Annotated in this window: 15 protein-coding genes; 10 read left to right on the top strand and 5 right to left on the bottom strand. The window is 75.2% G+C overall.

The window, feature by feature from the left end; translation table 11 throughout:
• Positions 1–84: 84 nt before the first annotated feature.
• Positions 85–924 (bottom strand): arylamine N-acetyltransferase, encoded by an 840-nt coding sequence (locus ABZ135_RS00675; RefSeq protein WP_356690304.1) that lies wholly within the window; start codon positions 922–924, stop codon positions 85–87.
• A 186-nt stretch (positions 925–1,110) separates the two neighbouring features.
• Between ABZ135_RS00675 and ABZ135_RS00680 the strand changes: the two genes are divergently transcribed.
• Entirely contained in the window at positions 1,111–2,196 is a 1,086-nt protein-coding gene (locus tag ABZ135_RS00680; RefSeq protein WP_356690306.1) for an exo-alpha-sialidase, read from the top strand.
• Positions 2,197–2,305: 109 nt separating this feature from the next.
• Here ABZ135_RS00680 and ABZ135_RS00685 read toward each other — a convergent pair whose 3' ends face one another.
• The gene (locus ABZ135_RS00685) at positions 2,306–2,983 is read right to left on the bottom strand and encodes a uracil-DNA glycosylase (protein ID WP_356690308.1); all 678 of its coding nucleotides are present in this window, start codon (positions 2,981–2,983) and stop codon (positions 2,306–2,308) included.
• Positions 2,984–3,101: 118 nt separating this feature from the next.
• On the opposite strand from ABZ135_RS00685, the gene ABZ135_RS00690 reads away from it, so the two are divergent.
• The gene (locus ABZ135_RS00690; protein ID WP_356690310.1) at positions 3,102–4,190 is read left to right on the top strand and encodes a BadF/BadG/BcrA/BcrD ATPase family protein; all 1,089 of its coding nucleotides are present in this window, start codon (positions 3,102–3,104) and stop codon (positions 4,188–4,190) included.
• 98 nt (positions 4,191–4,288) lie between these two features.
• Entirely contained in the window at positions 4,289–5,206 is a 918-nt protein-coding gene (locus ABZ135_RS00695; protein ID WP_356690312.1) for a hypothetical protein, read from the top strand.
• A 103-nt stretch (positions 5,207–5,309) separates the two neighbouring features.
• Here the strand turns inward: ABZ135_RS00695 and ABZ135_RS00700 are convergent, their stop codons facing one another.
• Entirely contained in the window at positions 5,310–6,344 is a 1,035-nt protein-coding gene (locus ABZ135_RS00700) for a lactonase family protein (RefSeq protein ID WP_356690314.1), read from the bottom strand.
• Positions 6,345–6,985: 641 nt separating this feature from the next.
• Positions 6,986–8,548 (bottom strand): FUSC family protein, encoded by a 1,563-nt coding sequence (locus ABZ135_RS00705; RefSeq protein ID WP_356690316.1) that lies wholly within the window; start codon positions 8,546–8,548, stop codon positions 6,986–6,988.
• A gap of 244 nt (positions 8,549–8,792) precedes the next feature.
• Here ABZ135_RS00705 and ABZ135_RS00710 point away from each other — a divergent pair, with 244 nt between their 5' ends.
• The 6 genes from ABZ135_RS00710 (at position 8,793) to ABZ135_RS00735 (ending at position 14,058) form a co-directional block, all read left to right on the top strand.
• The gene (locus ABZ135_RS00710) at positions 8,793–9,266 is read left to right on the top strand and encodes an Lrp/AsnC family transcriptional regulator (protein WP_356690318.1); all 474 of its coding nucleotides are present in this window, start codon (positions 8,793–8,795) and stop codon (positions 9,264–9,266) included.
• 121 nt (positions 9,267–9,387) lie between these two features.
• Entirely contained in the window at positions 9,388–9,792 is a 405-nt protein-coding gene (locus ABZ135_RS00715; RefSeq protein WP_356690320.1) for a helix-turn-helix transcriptional regulator, read from the top strand.
• A 181-nt stretch (positions 9,793–9,973) separates the two neighbouring features.
• Positions 9,974–10,777, top strand: a complete 804-nt coding sequence (gene modA / locus ABZ135_RS00720) for a molybdate ABC transporter substrate-binding protein (protein ID WP_356690322.1) — start codon at positions 9,974–9,976, stop codon at positions 10,775–10,777.
• A 28-nt stretch (positions 10,778–10,805) separates the two neighbouring features.
• Positions 10,806–12,746 (top strand): ABC transporter permease, encoded by a 1,941-nt coding sequence (locus ABZ135_RS00725; protein ID WP_356690324.1) that lies wholly within the window; start codon positions 10,806–10,808, stop codon positions 12,744–12,746.
• Positions 12,747–12,908: 162 nt separating this feature from the next.
• The gene (locus tag ABZ135_RS00730; protein WP_356690326.1) at positions 12,909–13,535 is read left to right on the top strand and encodes a DinB family protein; all 627 of its coding nucleotides are present in this window, start codon (positions 12,909–12,911) and stop codon (positions 13,533–13,535) included.
• A gap of 70 nt (positions 13,536–13,605) precedes the next feature.
• Positions 13,606–14,058 carry an SRPBCC family protein gene (locus ABZ135_RS00735; RefSeq protein WP_356690328.1) on the top strand — a complete coding sequence of 151 codons (453 nt, stop codon included), beginning with the start codon at positions 13,606–13,608 and terminating at the stop codon, positions 14,056–14,058.
• Between the two features lie 49 nt (positions 14,059–14,107).
• Here the strand turns inward: ABZ135_RS00735 and ABZ135_RS00740 are convergent, their stop codons facing one another.
• Positions 14,108–16,168: a SpoIIE family protein phosphatase gene (locus tag ABZ135_RS00740; protein WP_356690330.1), complete on the bottom strand. Its 2,061-nt coding sequence runs from the start codon at positions 16,166–16,168 to the stop codon at positions 14,108–14,110.
• 232 nt (positions 16,169–16,400) lie between these two features.
• On the opposite strand from ABZ135_RS00740, the gene ABZ135_RS00745 reads away from it, so the two are divergent.
• Complete coding sequence (locus ABZ135_RS00745) at positions 16,401–17,072, top strand: class I SAM-dependent methyltransferase (RefSeq protein ID WP_356690332.1); 672 nt, start codon at positions 16,401–16,403, stop codon at positions 17,070–17,072.
• Positions 17,073–17,130 lie beyond the last annotated feature (58 nt).

Below are 17,130 nucleotides of genomic sequence, written 5' to 3' on the forward strand. Positions count from 1 at the left end.
CGGCGTCGGCGTGGCCGGTGACTCGGCCGTCGGTCCGCCGGACGAGACCGGCATCGGAGGCAGGGCCGGCCGTCGGGCCTCGCGTCACCGTCCCGCGGCGGCCTCCCGCTCCTCGTGGGCGGTGCGGACGCGGCGCCAGAGCGCCGCCCGGGCGGGGGCGTCGACCTCGGTGAGGTCCAGGCGGAAGACGCCCGTCAGCACGTCGTACCAGTCGTCGACCGCATCGACGATCCGCTCGTGCGTGCCCTCGGCGTCGATCCGGCGCAGCACGCAGCCCCGCAGCACGTCCACGCCCGTGGCGTCGCGCCGCTGCGCGGTGAGGACCCGTACGAAGCCGGACTCGGGCGAGGTGGACAGCCGGACGTGCTCCTCGGCGAAGGAGGACAGCTCGACGGGCTCGGGCGCGAAGTCCATCGCCAGGAACGCGCCACGGGGGTCGTGGGTGAAGCGCCAGCCGCCGGGCACGACCGTGGACGGGGCCATCGCGTAGGTGAAGGGCCCCTGGGTGAAGGTGCCTTCGCGCAGCGGCAGCGGCTCGTGCATGCCCCCGGCGAGCCCGGTGTCGACCAGCCAGCGCTCGCCGTCGATCGGCACGGTGAGGGCGAGATGGTCGCCGCCCGCGCCCGCGGTGTCCTCGGGGCCGCCCTGCACCCCGGCCCGGTGCAGGGTGACGTCGTAACCGAGCGCGGTGAGCAGCTCGGCGAAGGCCCCGTTGAGGTGGAAGCAGTAGCCGCCGCGCCCGCGGAGGATCCGGGCCACGGACTCCTCGGCGCCGATGCCGGTCGGCCGTCCCAGATGGATGTCGAGGTTCTCGTACGAGACGCGCTCCACCTGCGCCCGGTGCAGCGCCCACAGCGCCTCGGCGGTCGGGCCCGCCGGCCGGGCCACCCCCAGCACGGCCAGATAACCGTCGACGTCGATCATGCTCCCCCTCGCTGCCCGAACGGTTGATCAGCATAATCGCCGGTGCCCGCGTCCCGGCGGGGTCGAAGGCCCCCCGGGGGGCAACACGCCTCTCACCTGGGGCGGAGGCGTCTGCGGGGGCCGTTGTCAGTGGGCGGGTGCAGACTGACCCCTATCCGCGACAACGGCGTCATGGAGGTGTCGGCGATGACCGACGTGCTACTGACCGTAGGGACCCGCAAGGGTCTGTTCATCGGCCGTGGGCGAGACGGCCGATGGGAGTTCGACGACCCGCATTTCAACGCGCAGGCGATCTATTCGATCGGGATCGACACCCGCCGCGCCACTCCCAGGATCCTCGTGGGCGGGGACAGTTCGCACTGGGGGCCGTCCGTCTTCCGCTCCGACGACCTGGGCGCGAGCTGGACCGAGCCGGCCCGGCCGGCGGTCAGATTCCCGCAGGACACCGGGGCTTCGCTGGAGCGGGTCTGGCAGCTCCACCCGGCGCCGGCGCACTCCCCCGACGTCGTGTACGCGGGGACGGAGCCGGCCGCGCTCTTCAAGTCCACCGACGGCGGCGAGTCCTTCGACCTCGTGCGCCCGCTGTGGGAGCACCCCACCCGCGACCGGTGGGTGCCGGGCGGGGGCGGCGAGGCGGTCCACACGGTGGTCACCGACCCGCGCGACCCGGACGCGGTGACGGTGGCGGTGTCGACCGCCGGCGTCTTCCGGTCCCGGGACGGCGGCGCGAGCTGGGCGCCCGCCAACAGGGGGGTGTCGGCGGTGTTCCTGCCCGACCCGAACCCGGAGTTCGGCCAGTGCGTGCACAAGATCGCCCAGGACGCGGGCGATCCCGACCGGCTCTATCTCCAGAACCACTGGGGCGTGTTCCGCAGTGACGACGCCGGCGGCCGGTGGACGGACATCGGCGGCGGCCTGCCCTCCGACTTCGGCTTCGCCGTCGCCGCCCATCCGCACCGGCCGGACACCGCCTATGTGTTCCCCATCAACGCCGACTCCGACCGCGTCCCCGCCGATCGACGCTGCCGCGTCTACCGCACCACCGACGCCGGGGAGACCTGGGAGCCCCTCACCAAGGGCCTTCCCGAGGGTGATCACTACGGCACGGTGCTGCGCGACGCCCTGTGCACGGACGGCGGCGACCCGGCGGGCGTCTACTTCGGCAACCGCAACGGCGAGGTGTACGCGAGCGCGGACGACGGCGACCGCTGGCAGCTCCTCGCCGACCACCTGCCGGACGTGCTGTGCGTACGGGCGGCGGTGATCGGCTGAGCGGCGCGGCGGGGGTCGGCGGTCCGAACCGGATCGGATCAGGTGCGGCCCGGTCGGCTTCCGGCCGGGTCGGCTTCCGGCCGAGCCGGAGCCTGCTGCCGGGACTCCGCTAGGGAAGACGCCAGTCGACCGGCTCGGCGCCCTGGCGGACCAGGAGTTCGTTGGTGCGGCTGAAGGGACGGGAGCCGAAGAAGCCGCGGTCGGCGGACATCGGGGACGGGTGGGCCGACTCGACCGCCGGCAGATCGCCGAGCAGCGGGCGCGCGTTGCGGGCGTCGCGGCCCCAGAGGATCGACACCAGCGGCTTGCCGCGCGCCGCCAGCGCGCGGATGGCCTGCTCGGTGACGGTCTCCCAGCCCGCGCCGCGGTGCGCCCCCGGCTTGCGGGGAGCGGTGGTCAGGGCCCTGTTGAGGAGCAGCACGCCCTGCCGGGTCCAGGGGGTCAGATCGCCGTTGGAGGGGCGCGGCAGACCGAGGTCGGTGTTCAGCTCGCGGAAGATGTTCTCCAGGCTGCCGGGCAGGGAGCGGACCTCCGGGGCGACGGCGAAGCTCAGGCCGATGGCCATGCCGGGCGTCGGATAGGGGTCCTGTCCCACGATCAGCACCCGTACGTCGTCGAACGGCTGCTGGAAGGCACGCAGGACGTGCTGTCCGGCCGGCAGATAGGTCCGGCCCGCGGCGATCTCCGCGCGCAGGAAGTCACCCATCTGGGCAACCTGCCCCGCCACGGGTGCCAGGGCCTGCGCCCAGCCGGGCTCTACGAGTTCACTCAACGGTCGTGCTGTCACGGGCAGTCACCCTACCGGCCCACACCGACAGTCCGATCGGCCCGCCCGTCTCCGCCGCGCCCGGCCAGTAGGCTTCCGGCCGACGTCCGTCCGTCCCCGTGTCGCAGGGAGTCGAGCCATGAGGTCATCCAGCGCGTCCGATTCCGTCGGGGGCCTCGTCGTCGGTGTGGACTCCGGCGGGTCGGGTCTGAGGATCGCCCTGGCGCGGACCGGGACGACGAGGACGACCGGGACGGACCCCGCGGGAGCGGGCCCGGACGCGGGCGGGCGGGTCCTCGAGACGATCGCGTCCGGCGAACCGGTGCGGACCGGCCCGGGCGGGATCGATGCCGGGCATCTGCTCGCGCAGGTGCTCCCGGCGGTCGAGGCAATGGCCGGGCGGGCCACCGGTGCCGTCGGTCGCGACGGTGGCGACGGTGGTGACGAGGACGGCGGCCGGATCGTCGCGGTCGCCGTGGGCGCTGCCGGGATGGCGACGCTCGGCGAGCGGCTGCGGGCCGAACTGCCGGGGGCGCTCGAACGGGCCTGGGGCGTACGGCGGCTCGCGCTCGCGGCCGACGCCGTCACCGCGTACGCCGGGGCCCTCGGTCAGCGTCCGGGCGCGGTCGTCGCGGGCGGCACGGGCCTGATCGCGCTCGGCACCGATCTGTCCGACTGGCGCCGTGCGGACGGCTGGGGTCACCTCCTGGGGGACTGCGGCAGCGGAGCCTGGATCGGCCGGGCCGGGCTCGAGGCGGCGATGCGGGCGTACGACGGGCGGCGGGGCGGCTCCACGGCGCTGCTGGCGCGCGCGGAGGAACGGTTCGGTCCGGCGTCCGGTCTCCCGGCGGCGCTGTATCCGCGTACCGACCGGCCCGCCGTACTGGCCTCGTTCGCCCCGGAGGTGGCGGGCTGCGCCGTCGACGGGGACGCGGTCGCCGCCGGGATCCTGGAGCGGGCCGCCGGTCATATCGCCGAGGCCGCGGCGGCCGTCTGTCCCGCCGGGCCGGCGGTCGCGGGCGAAGTGGCGTTGACGGGCGGTCTGTTCAGGATGGGCGAACCGTTGCTCGGTCCGTTGCGGGCGGAGCTCGGCGTGCTGCTGCCGGAGGCGCGGGTGGTCGACGCGGCGGGCGATCCGCTGTCCGGGGCGGTGGCGATCGCCGCCGCGCTCGCGCGGGACGCGCTCCGGCTGCCGCAGGACCCCCGCCTCCTCCAACTCACCAGATAGGCGACTGTTTCCCACCTCTTCGGACATAAGCGGGCAGAACTCGCGGGGCCGCACCTCAGCGAACCGGGCGGTGGGCAAAACCAGTAGCATGCGGCGCCATGAGCTCCCCCACTGGGCCCACTCCCGGGCTGCCTGTACGAATGCCGCGACCCCGCCAGTCCGGGCGGCACCGTCGCCCTGAACCCGTGGCGGCGCCCGAGGGCGCTCCCGCGCTGGTTCTCGCCGTCCCCGGTGCGCCGTCGGCCGCCATACGCTCGCTGGCCGAGGAGGTCGTGAGCATCGCCCGCTCGGAGCTGCCCGGCCTGGAGGCCGTGATCGGCTTCCTCGACGGTGACGACGCCGAGTACCCGACCCTCGCGACCGTGCTGACCCGGGCCGAGGCCCTGCGCACGGAGCGTTACGAGATCGCTGTGGCCGCGGGCCGCGAGGTCGCCGCCCCCGAGGGCCCCGCCGCGGTCGTGGTGCCGCTGCTCGCGGGCCCCGACAGCGCCCTGACCCGGCGGATCCGCCAGGCCGTGATGGACGCCGGCAACACCGCCGAGCTGACCGATGTCCTCGGGCCGCACCCGCTGCTCGCCGAGGCCCTGCACGTGCGGCTGTCCGAGGCCGGTCTGGCCCGCGCGGACCGCGCCCGGCTGTTCACGGTCGCCACGGCGGCCGACGGCATCATCCTGGCCACGGTCGGCGGCGAGGAGGCCGTGCAGGCCGCCGGGATCACCGGCATGCTGCTGGCGGCCCGCCTCGCGGTGCCGGTGATGGCGGCGGCCCTCGACCAGGAGGGTTCGATCGCCTCGATCGCCGACCAACTGCGCGCCGCCGGTTCGGAGCAGCTCGCGCTCGCCCCGTACCTGATCGGCCCCGAGCTGGCCGAGGGGCTGCTCGACGCGGCGGCGAAGGAGGCGGGCTGCGCGGCGGCCGAGGCGCTGGGCGCGTACCCGGCGATCGGCCGGCTGGTGCTCTCGCAGTACATGGCGACGCTGGGGATCACCCCGCAGCAGGGATCGCCGGTCCACTGACCCCGGTCGCCCGCGTCGGTCGTCCGACGCAGGTCCGCCGACCGTGACGGGAAGGGCCCGCACCGGAATCGTCCGGTGCGGGCCCTTCCCGTCGTGCGTGCCGTCAGGTGAAGACGACGCAGGAGGCGGCGGGCACCGGGAGGGAGCCGGTGCGGACGGGGACACCGGTCCGCGGGTCGACGGCGAACCAGGTCACGTCGCCGGTGCGCTCGTTCGCGGCGTACAGGTGCCGTCCCGAGGGGCCGAGGGTCAGGTCGCGGGGCCAGTGGCCGCCGCACGGGACGGAGGCGACGAGCCGGGCGCCCGCGCCGTCCTCGGCGAGGGCGAGGACGGCGAGGGTGTCGGTGCCGCGTACGGCGGCCCAGAGGAAGCGGCCGTCGGGGGCGGCGACGACCTCGGAGGGGTAGGCGGGCGCGGCGCCCTCGGGGACGACGGGGGTCTCGCCGAGGGGGGTGAGGACGCCCGCGTCGGCGTCCCAGCGGCAGACGGTGAGGGTGGGTTCGAGCTCGTTCAGGACGTAGGCGTGCGTGCCCGCCGGATGGAAGGCGAGGTGGCGCGGGCCGGTGCCGGGGCGCAGGGCGGTGGTGCCGTGCGGGGTCAGCGCGCCGGTGGCCGGGTCGAGGACGTGGACCGTGACGGCGTCGGTGCCGAGGTCCACGGCGAGCACCCAGCGCCCGCTCGGGTCGGGCAGCACCTGGTGCGCGTGCGGCCCGGCCTGCCGGTCCTCGACGGGCCCCGAGCCCGCGTGACGCACCTGGCCGGCGACCGGCCCGAGGGTGCCGTCGGCGGTGCGGGGCAGGGAGCTGACGCTGCCGGAGGTGTAGTTCGCGGTGAGCACGTGCCCGGCCACGACGGCGAGATGGGTGGGCCCGGCGCCCTCCACGGGCACGGGCGCGCCGAGCGGCCGGGGCGCGGGCCCGGTGACGTCGAAGGCCGCGACGGCACCGGCGTCGGTCTCGGACACCGCGTACAGCACGTCGCCGGCCGGCGCGAGGAAGGAGGGATCGGCGACGGCGTCACTCGCCCCGGTGAACCGCAGCGCACCGCTGCCCCGGTCCACCTCGACGGCGACCACACCCGGCCCACCGGCCGACGTGAACGACCCCACGAACCCCCGCCCGCCCTGCGTACCCTCCACGGCGCCTCCCTCCGTCGCAGCCGATCCGGACCGACCGGCCGTCACGCGGCCGACGGTAGCAGGCGGTCTAGACCAAGCGGGATGCTCCTGCGCCGCCGCGAGACGGGATGGGGGTCCGGTCCGTCCGGATCGCGTGGCGGTGTCGGCCGAGCTGGGGCGGCCGGACTGGGCATGCCCGGGCAACGCGCGCTTCCTGCGGCTACGGGTCAGCGCAGGGCGCAGGACGCCACTGGCCGGGCGGGGGCCGGGCCGCCTTCGCGCGCTGAGCCGGCGGCCCGAGGGCACCGGATGCCGCCTCCAGCGGGCGGCCTCAGCCTCAGCTCGCCTCGGGAGTCGGCACAGCCGTGGCCGGGGCGGGGCGGGCCGCCTGCGGCCGCCGCTCGGCGCGGGGCCTCGGCTCGCGCCGGCGGGACCTGGCCGGGGAACACGCGCTGCCAGCGGCTGCCGGTCGGCGGGGACGTCGCCCGGCGGGCGGGGGCCTCGGCTCGCGCCGGACCGGCGCGTTCACGACCGGCTGACCCCACGCACACCGAGCCCGGGGCCCTGCACGGGCGTGGCAGAGGGCCGCGGGTCCCCTCCGGTCTTCAGCGGCGGGGCCGGGGCGGTTGGCGGTGGCCCCGGAAGGCCCCCAAAGGCCGGGGTCAGGCGGCCGGGGTCAAGGGGGTGCGGGGGGAGGTGTGGAGGGGGGTGGCGAGGTCGGCGAGGGCGCGTTCGAGGCTGTGGAGGTGGGCCAGGGCCGCCTCCGCGCTCGGGTCGGGGGTCGCCGGCTCGGGGTCGGCCGGGGTGTGCCCGGCCTCGTGGGTGGGGCGCGCGTCGGTCGGGACGAGGGCGTGGACGGCGGCCTCCACACGCCAGGCCGCAGCGGCGAGGCGGGCGTCGTGGGAGGCGGCCGGGTCGGCGGCGACGGCGGCGAGGCCGCGGATCTCGCGGGCGCAGTCGTCGAGCAGGGCGAGCACCCGGCGGGCGCGGACCTTGCGGGCGCGCAGGGGGCTCAGGGGGTGGACGAGCGGCGCCAGGGTGAGGCGGGCGCGGGCGAGGAGGAGGTCGAGTTCGGCGGCGAGCGGCGCCGGGTCGGCGTCCGGGTCGCCCGCGAGGCGGCGGGCCGCCGTGGTGGTGCAGGCGTGCACGCAGGTCACGGCCCGCTGGATCCACGCGTTGGTGGCCGCGTGCGTGGTCACCGGCAGCAGCACGACGCCGACGGCAGCGCCGAGCGCGCCGACCGCGGTCTCCTCGAAGCGGAGCAGCAGCAGCCCGGGGTGCAGGACGCCGAGCAGCCCGTAGAGCAGCCCCGCCATGACGGTGACGAAGAACATCATCCAGCTATAGGAGAGCGGCGCGGTGTAGAAGATGCCGAAGACGCAGACGGCGACCAGCGCGGCCGTCGGCGCCGGGGCGCCGCCCAGCGGGAGGGCGATGAGGAGGCCCGCGGCGATGCCGGCGACCGTGCCGACGACCCTGCGGAAGCCCCGTACCAGGGTCTCGCCGCGCGAGGCGGTGTTGACGAAGATCCACCAGGCGGTGCCGACGGCCCAGTACCAGCGCTCCTGGGAGAGGAGCTGACCGGCGGCGAGGGCGACGGCGCAGGCCGCGGTGGCCTGGAACGCCTGCCGGGTGGTGGGCCGGTGGAGCCCGGTGCCGGGCAGCGGCGCGGGCGCGGGCGGCGGCGGGACGCGCCGCTCGATGCACCAGGCGACGAAGCGCACCCCGCCGACCGCCGCGAGGGCGAGCAGCACGGCGGTGAACAGTTCCGGCAACTGCGCGGGCAGGGCGTGCAGGAACTGGGTGATGAAGAACTGCATGAAGGCGAAGATGCCGAGCGCGTGGCCGCGCGGCCCCCAGCGGCGCGCGTACACCCCGACGAAGACGACGAGGAGCCACGCGGTGTCGCGCAGCAGCGGCACACCGTGGAGGGCGGTCGCGAGCGCGAGCACGGGGAAGCCGACGAGCGGCAGCAGGGCGGTGGTGACCACCTGGCGGCGCACGGTCGGGTCGCCCACGGTGAACAGGGCGAGCAGCGCGGCGAGTCCCGCCGTGATGGAGGCGGTGAGGGAGAGTCCGGCCAGTTCGGCCGCGGCGACGGCGAGGCCGACGCCGACGACGGCACGGCTCGCGACCCGCAGCCGGATCTTGCCCGGATCCGGCGCCACGCACATCCTGCGCAGCGCCCTGCCCACGACCACCAGGCCCTTCTTCCCCTGCTTCATGACGGCCGTCCCGCCCCCGCTTCCGTGCACACACCCTCTCTTCACACACACGCACGTACACATGACGAAGGCGCCGCGGGTCCGGGGCCGGCCACTTCGCCGGTCCGGCGCGTGCGACGCCATCTGTCCAACTCTCACAAGAGGAAAGCATCCGTCCGCCCAGTGGCTCAACCGGCGGCCCGGACACTGCGCCATTGGTACAGTCGAAACGATGGGAGTACGGCCAGAAGGGAGCCAACGGACCATGGCGGTGGACGAGCTCGACACCCGCATCCTCCGGCTGCTCATCGAGCAGCCCCGCACCAGCGTGCGCGAGTACGCGCGGATCCTGGGCGTGGCCCGGGGCACCGTGCAGGCGCGCATCGACCGACTGGAGCGGGACGGGGTGATCACGGCCACCGGGCCCGTGCTCTCCCCGGCGGCGCTCGGCCATCCGGTGCTCGCGTTCGTGCACATCGAGGTGACCCAGGGGCATCTGGACGAGGTCGGGGACGCGCTCGCGTCCGTCCCGGAGATCGTGGAGGCGTTCTCCATCACGGGCGGCGGCGATCTGCTGACGCGGGTGGTGGCCCGTGACGCGGGGCACCTGGAGGACGTCATCCAGCGGCTGATCCAGCTTCCCGGCGTGGTCCGCACCCGCACCGAGATCGCCCTGCGCGAGCGGGTTCCGCACCGGCTGCTGCCGCTGGTCGAGGCCATGGGGCGCAGGACCTCCTGATCCCGTCCGGGCGCGGCGGCCCGGCGGTTCTCGTACCTTCCTCCAGGGCACATCGCAGGTGCCAGGGCGATGCGCCACACTTGATTGCAGATGAGAGCCCTACCGACCTAGTGTGTCGCACATGCAGTCCTACACCATCGGACAGGCGGCGCGGCTGCTGGGCGTGAGCCCGGACACCGCCCGCCGCTGGGCCGACGCCGGCCGGGTCGCCACCCATCGCGACGAGACCGGTCGCCGGCTCATCGACGGCCGTGACCTGGCCGCGTTCTCCATCGAGATCGCGCAGGGCGGCGGATCCGGTTCGGGGGACGAGGAGGAGCCGTACACCTCGGCCCGCAACGCGTTCCCCGGCATCGTGACGGCCGTCAAGCTCGGTGACGTCGCCGCCCAGGTGGAGATCCAGGCGGGGCCGCACCGGCTCGTCTCGCTCCTGACCCGTGAGGCGGTGGAGGAGCTCGGGCTCGAGGTCGGCATGCAGGCCACCGCGCGGGTCAAGTCCACCAGCGTGCACATCGACCGCGCCTGACGACCGACGACCGGGCTCGACCCCGCCCGCCGGCCCCGCCTGACCGCATCCCTCCCCACGCGACCGCACCCGACCGCACCTGACGGCGCCTGACCAGGCGGAGGCCGGAAGGCGTGCGGCCGAAGGCGTACGACCGAGACGGGCGCCGCGCCCCGACAACTCGTCCTAGGAGTTCCGACCCATGTCCCGCTTCTCCTCCCGCACCGGCCGGCGCGCCCTCGCCGCGCTCCTGACGGCCGGTCTGACGCTGCCGCTCGCCGCCTGCTCCGACGGCGACGGCGCCCGGGACGCCGGCTCCGGCTCCGACGCGTCCGCGCCGGAGATCAGGCTCACGGTCCTGGCCGCCGCCTCCCTCACCGACGTGTTCCGGACGGCGGGAGCCGCGTACGAGAAGGCTCACCCCGGTACGAGGATCACCTTCTCGTTCGCCGGCTCGCAGGAGCTCGTCGCCCAGGTCGCCCAGGGCTCCCCCGCCGACGCGCTGGTCACCGCCGACACCAAGAGCATGGACAAGGTGCGGGCCGACACCGGCACGCCGACGGTCATCGCGAAGAACCGGCTCGTCATCGCCACCGCCGAGGGCAACCCGCACCGGATCGACGCGCTCGCCGACCTCGCGGACAGCGGGCTCAAGGTCGTGCTCGCCGCGCCCGAGGTTCCCGCGGGCAAGTACAGCCGGAAAATCCTCGACGCACAGAAGATCGCGGTGAAGCCGGTCTCGCAGGAGCCGAACGTCCGCGCCGTGCTCAGCAAGGTCGAACTGGGCGAGGCCGACGCCGGACTCGTGTACAAGACCGACGCCGCCGGCGCGGCGAACAAGGTCGACGCCGTCGAGATCCCCGACGCGCAGAACGCCGTCGCCGCCTATCCGGCCGCCACCCTGAAGGACGCGAAGAACCCCGAGGCGGCCGCCGCGTTCGTGGCCTGGCTGAGCACGCCCGAGGCGCAGAAGATCCTCCGGGAAGCGGGCTTCCAGCAGCCGTGACCGGGTCCCGTCACCCCAGGAACCAGCGATGAACCGCACCCGCACCCCGATCGTCCTCGCCGTCCCGGCGCTGCTCGCGATCGCGTTCCTGCTGCTGCCGCTCCTCGGCATCCTGGTGCGCACCGAGTGGAGCGAGCTCGGCGCGCACCTCACCCGGCCGGGGACGGTGGAGGCGCTCGAGCTCTCGCTCGTGGTGTCCTTCTGGGCGCTCGGTCTCTCGCTCCTGCTGGGCGTGCCGCTGGCCTGGCTGCTGGCCCGGGTGCCGTTCCGCGGCAAGGCGTTCGTCCGCTCCCTCGTCCTGCTCCCGATGGTCCTGCCGCCAACAGTGGGCGGGGTCGCGCTACTGCTCGCGTTCGGGCGGCGCGGCCTCGCCGGGCCGTGGCTGGAGCGCACCTTCGGGCTCACCCTGCCCTTCCACACCTCCGGCGCGGTCGTCGCGGCGACGTTCGTGGCCATGCCGTTCCTGGTGATCAGCCTGGAGGGCGCGCTCGCCGGACTGCGGCCGGGCTACGAGGAGACGGCCGCCTCGCTGGGCGCCTCTCCGGTACGGGTCTTCCGCACCGTCACGCTCCCGATGGTCGCCCCGGGGCTGGTCGCCGGCGCCGCGCTGACCTGGGCGCGGGCGCTCGGCGAGTTCGGCGCCACGATCACCTTCGCCGGCAACCTGCCGGGCACGACCCAGACCCTGCCGCTCCAGGTCTATCTGCTGCTCCAGGAGGAACCGGAGGCGGCGACCTCCGTGTCACTGCTGCTGCTCGCCATCGCCATGGCGGTGCTCATCGCCCTGCGGGGCCGCTGGACGGGGACGCCCACGGCCGCCCGGCCCGGCCGCCCGGCTCCGGCCGAACCCTCCGCCACGGACCCGGAGCCCTCGCCGGGCACGACCGACATGGCCGGACCCGAGGCCGCGACGGGGTTCCGGGACGGTGAGCGCTGGGCGCTGCACGCCGAGGTCAGCGGGTTCGACCGGCTCACCCTCGACGCCGAGCCCGGCACCACCATCGCCGTCGTCGGGCCCAACGGGGCCGGCAAGACCACGCTGCTGCGCGCCCTGCTCGGACTCACCCCCCGCGCCCACGCCGAGCTCGTCCTCGGCGACACGGACGTCACCGCGCTGCCGCCGCACCGCCGGCACGTCGCCTGGGTGCCGCAGGACGGGGCGCTGTTCCCGCACATGACCGCCCTCGCCAACACGGCGTACGGGCTGCGGGCGCGCGGGGTGCCCCGCGCCGAGGCCCGGCGGGCCGCGCGGTCCTGGCTCGACCGGCTCGGCGTCGGCCACCTCGCCCAGCGCCGGCCGGCGCAGTTGTCCGGGGGCCAGGCCCAGCGGGTCGCGCTGGCCCGGGCGCTCGCCGCACGCCCCCGGCTGCTGCTCCTCGACGAACCGCTGGCCGCCCTCGACCAGACCACCCGTGCCCAGGTGCGGCACACCCTGCGCAGCCATCTCGCGGGGTTCGGCGGCGTCTGTCTGATCGTCACCCACGACCCGGTCGAGGCGGTGTCGCTGGCGGACCGGGTGCTCGTCCTGGAGGACGGGCGCGCCCTGCAGGACGCCCCGCCCGCCGAGGTCTCGCGGCATCCGCGCTCGCCGTGGGTCGCGCGGATGCTGGGTCGCAACGCCTGGCCCGGGACCGCCGCCGGGGACGGACTCGTGCTCGCGGAGGGCGGGGGCACGCTGATCGCCGCCGATCCGCTCGCGCCCGGCACGGAGGCCCTCGCGATCATCCCGCCCGAAGCGGTCGCCGTGCACCGCGAGCGGCCCGGTGGCAGCCCCCGCAACGTCTGGCCCGGCACCGTACGGGAGATCACCGCGAGCGGCAGCAGACTGCGCGTGCTGATCACCTCCGAGCGGGTGCCGCCGCTGGTCGCGGAGATCACGCCGCAGGCGGCCGCCGAGCTGGGCCTCGCGGAGGGCACCGAGGTCTGGACGGGTGTGAAGGCGACCGAGGTCACCGTGGTGACGCTCTGACCCGCGGCCGGCCTGACCCTCGGCCGGGCCTGACCCTCGGCCGGCCCGGCCCGCGTCCGGCCCGGCCCTCTCCTCCGGGCAGGCGCCGAAAAGGCGTGGCCCGGGCGGGACTTCTGTGTCAGGGTGCGGGGCGCAACCGCCCTTCTCCCCTGGAGCCGCTCGATGACGATCCCGCCCCGCCTGGTGCCCCTCCTGGAGCAGTTCGACTTCGCCCGCGAGCGGCTGGTGAACCGGCTCCGGGGGCCGGTCATGGACAGCGGCAACGGGACGGACGTCGCGGTCGGGCCGATCACCGACGACGAGTACCTGTGGGAGCCGGTCGCGGACTGCTGGTCGGTCCGGCGCCGCGCGGACGGTCCCGGCCCGCGCGCCACCGTCCTGACGGGGACCGGCGAGTGGGGCCGGGACTCCAGCCCTCCGCCGCACCCGGAACCGGCCCCGTTCACCACGCTGGCCTGGCGGCTCAGCCACCTCGTGGAGATGTTCACGCTGCGCACCGACCACACGGCCGGCAGCCACAGCCTGACCAGGGACGACTTCCGCAGCCGTGGGGACGCGGCCTCGGCCGTCGCCGACTTCGAGGCGGCCACGGAGGGCTGGCGCAAGGCGCTGCTGTCGGTGACCGACGCCGACCTGGACACGGTGGGGTACAGCACCTACCCGCACGGCAGCGACCCGGAGGACCCGTTCCTCGACATCGTCTGGTGGATGAACCAGGAACTCCTCCACCACGGAGCGGAGATCGCGCTGCTCAGGGACCTCTACCGGGCGCGGGCCGGCGGCCGCTGAGCCTGTGCCGACCCGGCGGCGCGTGGGACGATGGGGACAGATCCTTCCTCGTACGAGCAAGGAGGCGAACATGTCCAGGATCAGCGCCTCCGTCGACATCTCACGCCGTCCCGAGGAGGTGTTCGCGTACGTCACCGACCCGTCGCACCTGCCGGAGTGGCAGGAGAGCGCGGTCGCCGTACGACGGACCGGCGGCACCCCCGGGACCTCCGGCCAGCGGGTCACCGTGACCCGGCACGTCGGGCGTCGTGACATCGACATGAACGTGGAGCTCACCGCCCTCGACCCGCCGCGGAGCTGGCAGGTCCACGGGGTCGACGGGCCCGTACGCCCCGATCTGAGGGGCACCATCGAACCGCTCGACGGCGGCGCGCGCTCACGGGTGACGCTCTCCGTCGACTTCGAGGGGCACGGCGTCGGCAAGGCACTCGTCCCGCTGGTCGTCCGCCCCCAGGTCCGCAGGGAGATGCCGCGCGACGAGCAGACCCTCAAGGACATTCTGGAGCGCGGCGCCCCGGCCTGACCGCTGCCCCGCTCCCCCGCGCCCGCAGCGCCCGTCGTACGGTCGCGGCTCAGGCCCGCTTGGTACGGGCGAGCAGCATCGCGACGTCGTCCTGGGCCGGCCCCTCGGGGAGCCCGGCCAGGACCTCGTCGCACAGCTCGTCCAGGGGCCGGTCCACGCCGCGCAGCGACCGGGCGAGCCGGGCCATGCCCTGGTCGAGGTCCCGCCCCCGGGCCTCGATGAGGCCGTCCGTGTAGAGGACGAGGAGCCCGCCCGGGGGCAGGGCGATCTGCTCGGTGCCGAATTCGTGGGCGCCGGTGCCGAGCGGGGTGCCGGGCGGGCCGTCGAGGAAGGTGAGGGCGCCGTCCGGGGTGACCACGGCGGGTGGCGGGTGCCCGGCCCGGGCGATGGTCAGGACGGCGGTGGCGGGGTCGTGGACGGCGTACACGCAGGTGGCCATCTCGTCCTCGCCCAGGTCGGCGACGACGGCGTCCAGGGAGCGCAGCATGTGCGTGGGCGGGATGTCGTGCCGGGCCAGGGTCCGCACGGCGGTGCGGAGCTGGCCCATGACGGCGGCCGCGTGGATGCCGTGGCCCATGACGTCGCCGATGACGAGTCCGGTGCGGCCGCCGGGCAGCGCGACCACGTCGTACCAGTCGCCGCCGACGTCGTGGTCGCTGGCCGGGAGGTAGCGGCCGGTGAGTTCCAGGCCGGTGACGTCGGGCAGGGCGTTGTTGGTGAGGCTGCGCTGGAGGGTGCGGGCGGCGTGCCGCTGGGTGGTGTAGAGGCGCGCGTTGTCGATGTTGAGGGCGGCGCGGGCGACCACCTCGTCGATGAGCACCCGGTCCTCGTCGTCGAAGGGTTCGCGGGTGCGGAGCCGGGTGACCGAGACCGTGCCGAGCACCTTGCCGCGGGCGACCAGCGGGGTGAGCCGGGCGGAGCCGATGCGGGTGGCGAGATAGCGGCGCAGGGCTTCGAGCCGGGGGTCCTTGATGAGCGCCGGTATGTCGGCGACGGTCAGGTCCATGGCGCGGGCGTCGGTGATGACCGACTCGTAGACGGAGTCCAGGGGGATCTGGAAGGTCTGGCCGGCGGCGAGGAGGGCGGTGGGAGCGGTCGGGTCGGGGAATCCGGCGGCGAGGCGGCGCAGGATCCCGCGGTTGGCGGCGGTGGACTCGTCGGGATCGAGGACGGATTCGAGGAGCTGGACGTCGGCGGAATCGGCCATCTGGGGGACGAGGAAGGAGACGACCTCCTCGGCGGTCTGCCGCAGGTCGAGCGTGGTGCCGATGCGTTCCCCGGCCTCGGCGAGCAGGGCGAAGCGGTGGCGGGCGCGTTCGACCTCGATGTGGGCCTGCTGGCTCTCGGTGATGTCGATGAGGGAGGGGATGACGCCGAGGGGCCGGCCGCTGTGGTCGAGGAGCGGGGCGTAGGAGTTGGACCAGATGTGGTCGTGGTGCGGGTCGGCCGGGGTGCGGCCGACCCGGCGGGCGTCCACGACGGCGGTGCCGGTGTCGAGGACCCGGCGCATCAGGGCTTCGAGGGCGCCGGCGTTGACGCCGGGGACGACCTCGGTGAGCCGGCGGCCGACGTGGTCGGCCGGCGGGACGCCGTTCATCCGGGCGAGGGCGTCGTTGACGCGGACGAACCGCAGGTCGGGGCCGAGGGTGGCCAGGCCGATGGGCGACTGGGTGAAGAGCGATTCGAGGGCGGCGAGGGAGTCGCGCATCCGGATGACCTGGGAGGTCTCGAAGGCGATCAGCATGGCGCCGGGCCGGCCGTCCGGGTCCGCGGCGGGCACGATCCACATCTCCATGGCGACCTGGTGGCCGTCCCGGTGCCGTACGGGCAGGGTGCCGACGACGGTCTCGCCGGCCTGGACCTGACGGGTCAGCCGGTCGGCGAGCTCGCGGTTTCCGTCGGGGACGAGGAGGGGGGTGGCGAGCCGGCCGAGGACGTCCTCGGGGCGGTATCCCAGCAGGTCCTGGGCGGCCAGGGACCACTCGACGATCCGGCCGCGCGCGTCCTCGCGCCACAGCGCGATGGGCAGCAGGTCGTTGAGCACGCCCGCGTATCCGACGGCCGCGCGCGGCGGCTGCGGAACCCTGCTCGGCGACTGGTGAGTGTCCAACGCATCGACCTACGCATCGGCCGGGCCCCGTGGGGCGCAATCCCGCGATCCCTACCGAATCACCCTATCCGAGACATCTCGGGCAGGCGTGCCGCGGATCGGCCGACCGCGCCGCGCCGGCCCGGCGGGCCGGGGCCGGGATGGCCCGGTGGCGCGGGTGGCCACGGGTGACGGGCGGGGCGCGTTAGCCTGCGGTTCCGCGGAGCGCGGGGCGAGCGGAGAGGCACGGGGCATGACGGAGGACGCGCAGCGCGCGCACTGGCAGCGGACGTACCAGGAGCATCCCGGGATGTACGGGGACGAGCCGTCGGCACCGGCGCGCCACGCCGCGGAGGTGTTCGCGCGGGCCGGGGCGCGGGACGTGGTGGAGCTGGGGGCGGGGCACGGGCGGGACGCGCTGTGGTTCGCGCGCCGCGGCTTCTCGGTGCTCGCCACCGACTTCAGCCCGGTGGGCCTCGGTCAGCTCGGCGCCGCCGCCGAGGCCCGGGGGCTCGCGGGTCGGGTCGCCACGGCCGTGGTGGACGTACGCGAGCCGCTGCCCTTCGAGGCCGCGTCGGCGGACGCGGTCTTCGCGCACATGCTGCTGTGCATGGACCTGTCGACGCGGCGGATCGAGGCGCTCGTCGCCGAGGTCCGCCGGACGCTGCGCCCCGGCGGCAGCTTCGTCTACACGGTCCGGCACACGGGGGACGCCCATTGCGGGGCGGGCGTCGCGCACGGTGACGACGTCTACGAGCACGGCGGCTTCGCGGTCCACTTCTTCCCTCGCCACCTGGTCGACCGGCTCGCCGAGGGCTGGGACCTGCGCGAGGTCCACGCCTTCGAGGAGGGCGCCCTGCCGCGGCGGCTGTGGCGCGTGACGATGACGGTGCCGCCGACCGCCCCTGCACCTCGGACGCCCTAGAGCCGTAGAGCCGTAGAGCCACAGACCCCTATACTCAACAATATGAATAATCGACGAG

The sequence above is a fragment of the Streptomyces sp. NPDC006339 genome (genome assembly GCF_040612775.1).
Lineage (GTDB): Bacteria > Actinomycetota > Actinomycetes > Streptomycetales > Streptomycetaceae > Streptomyces.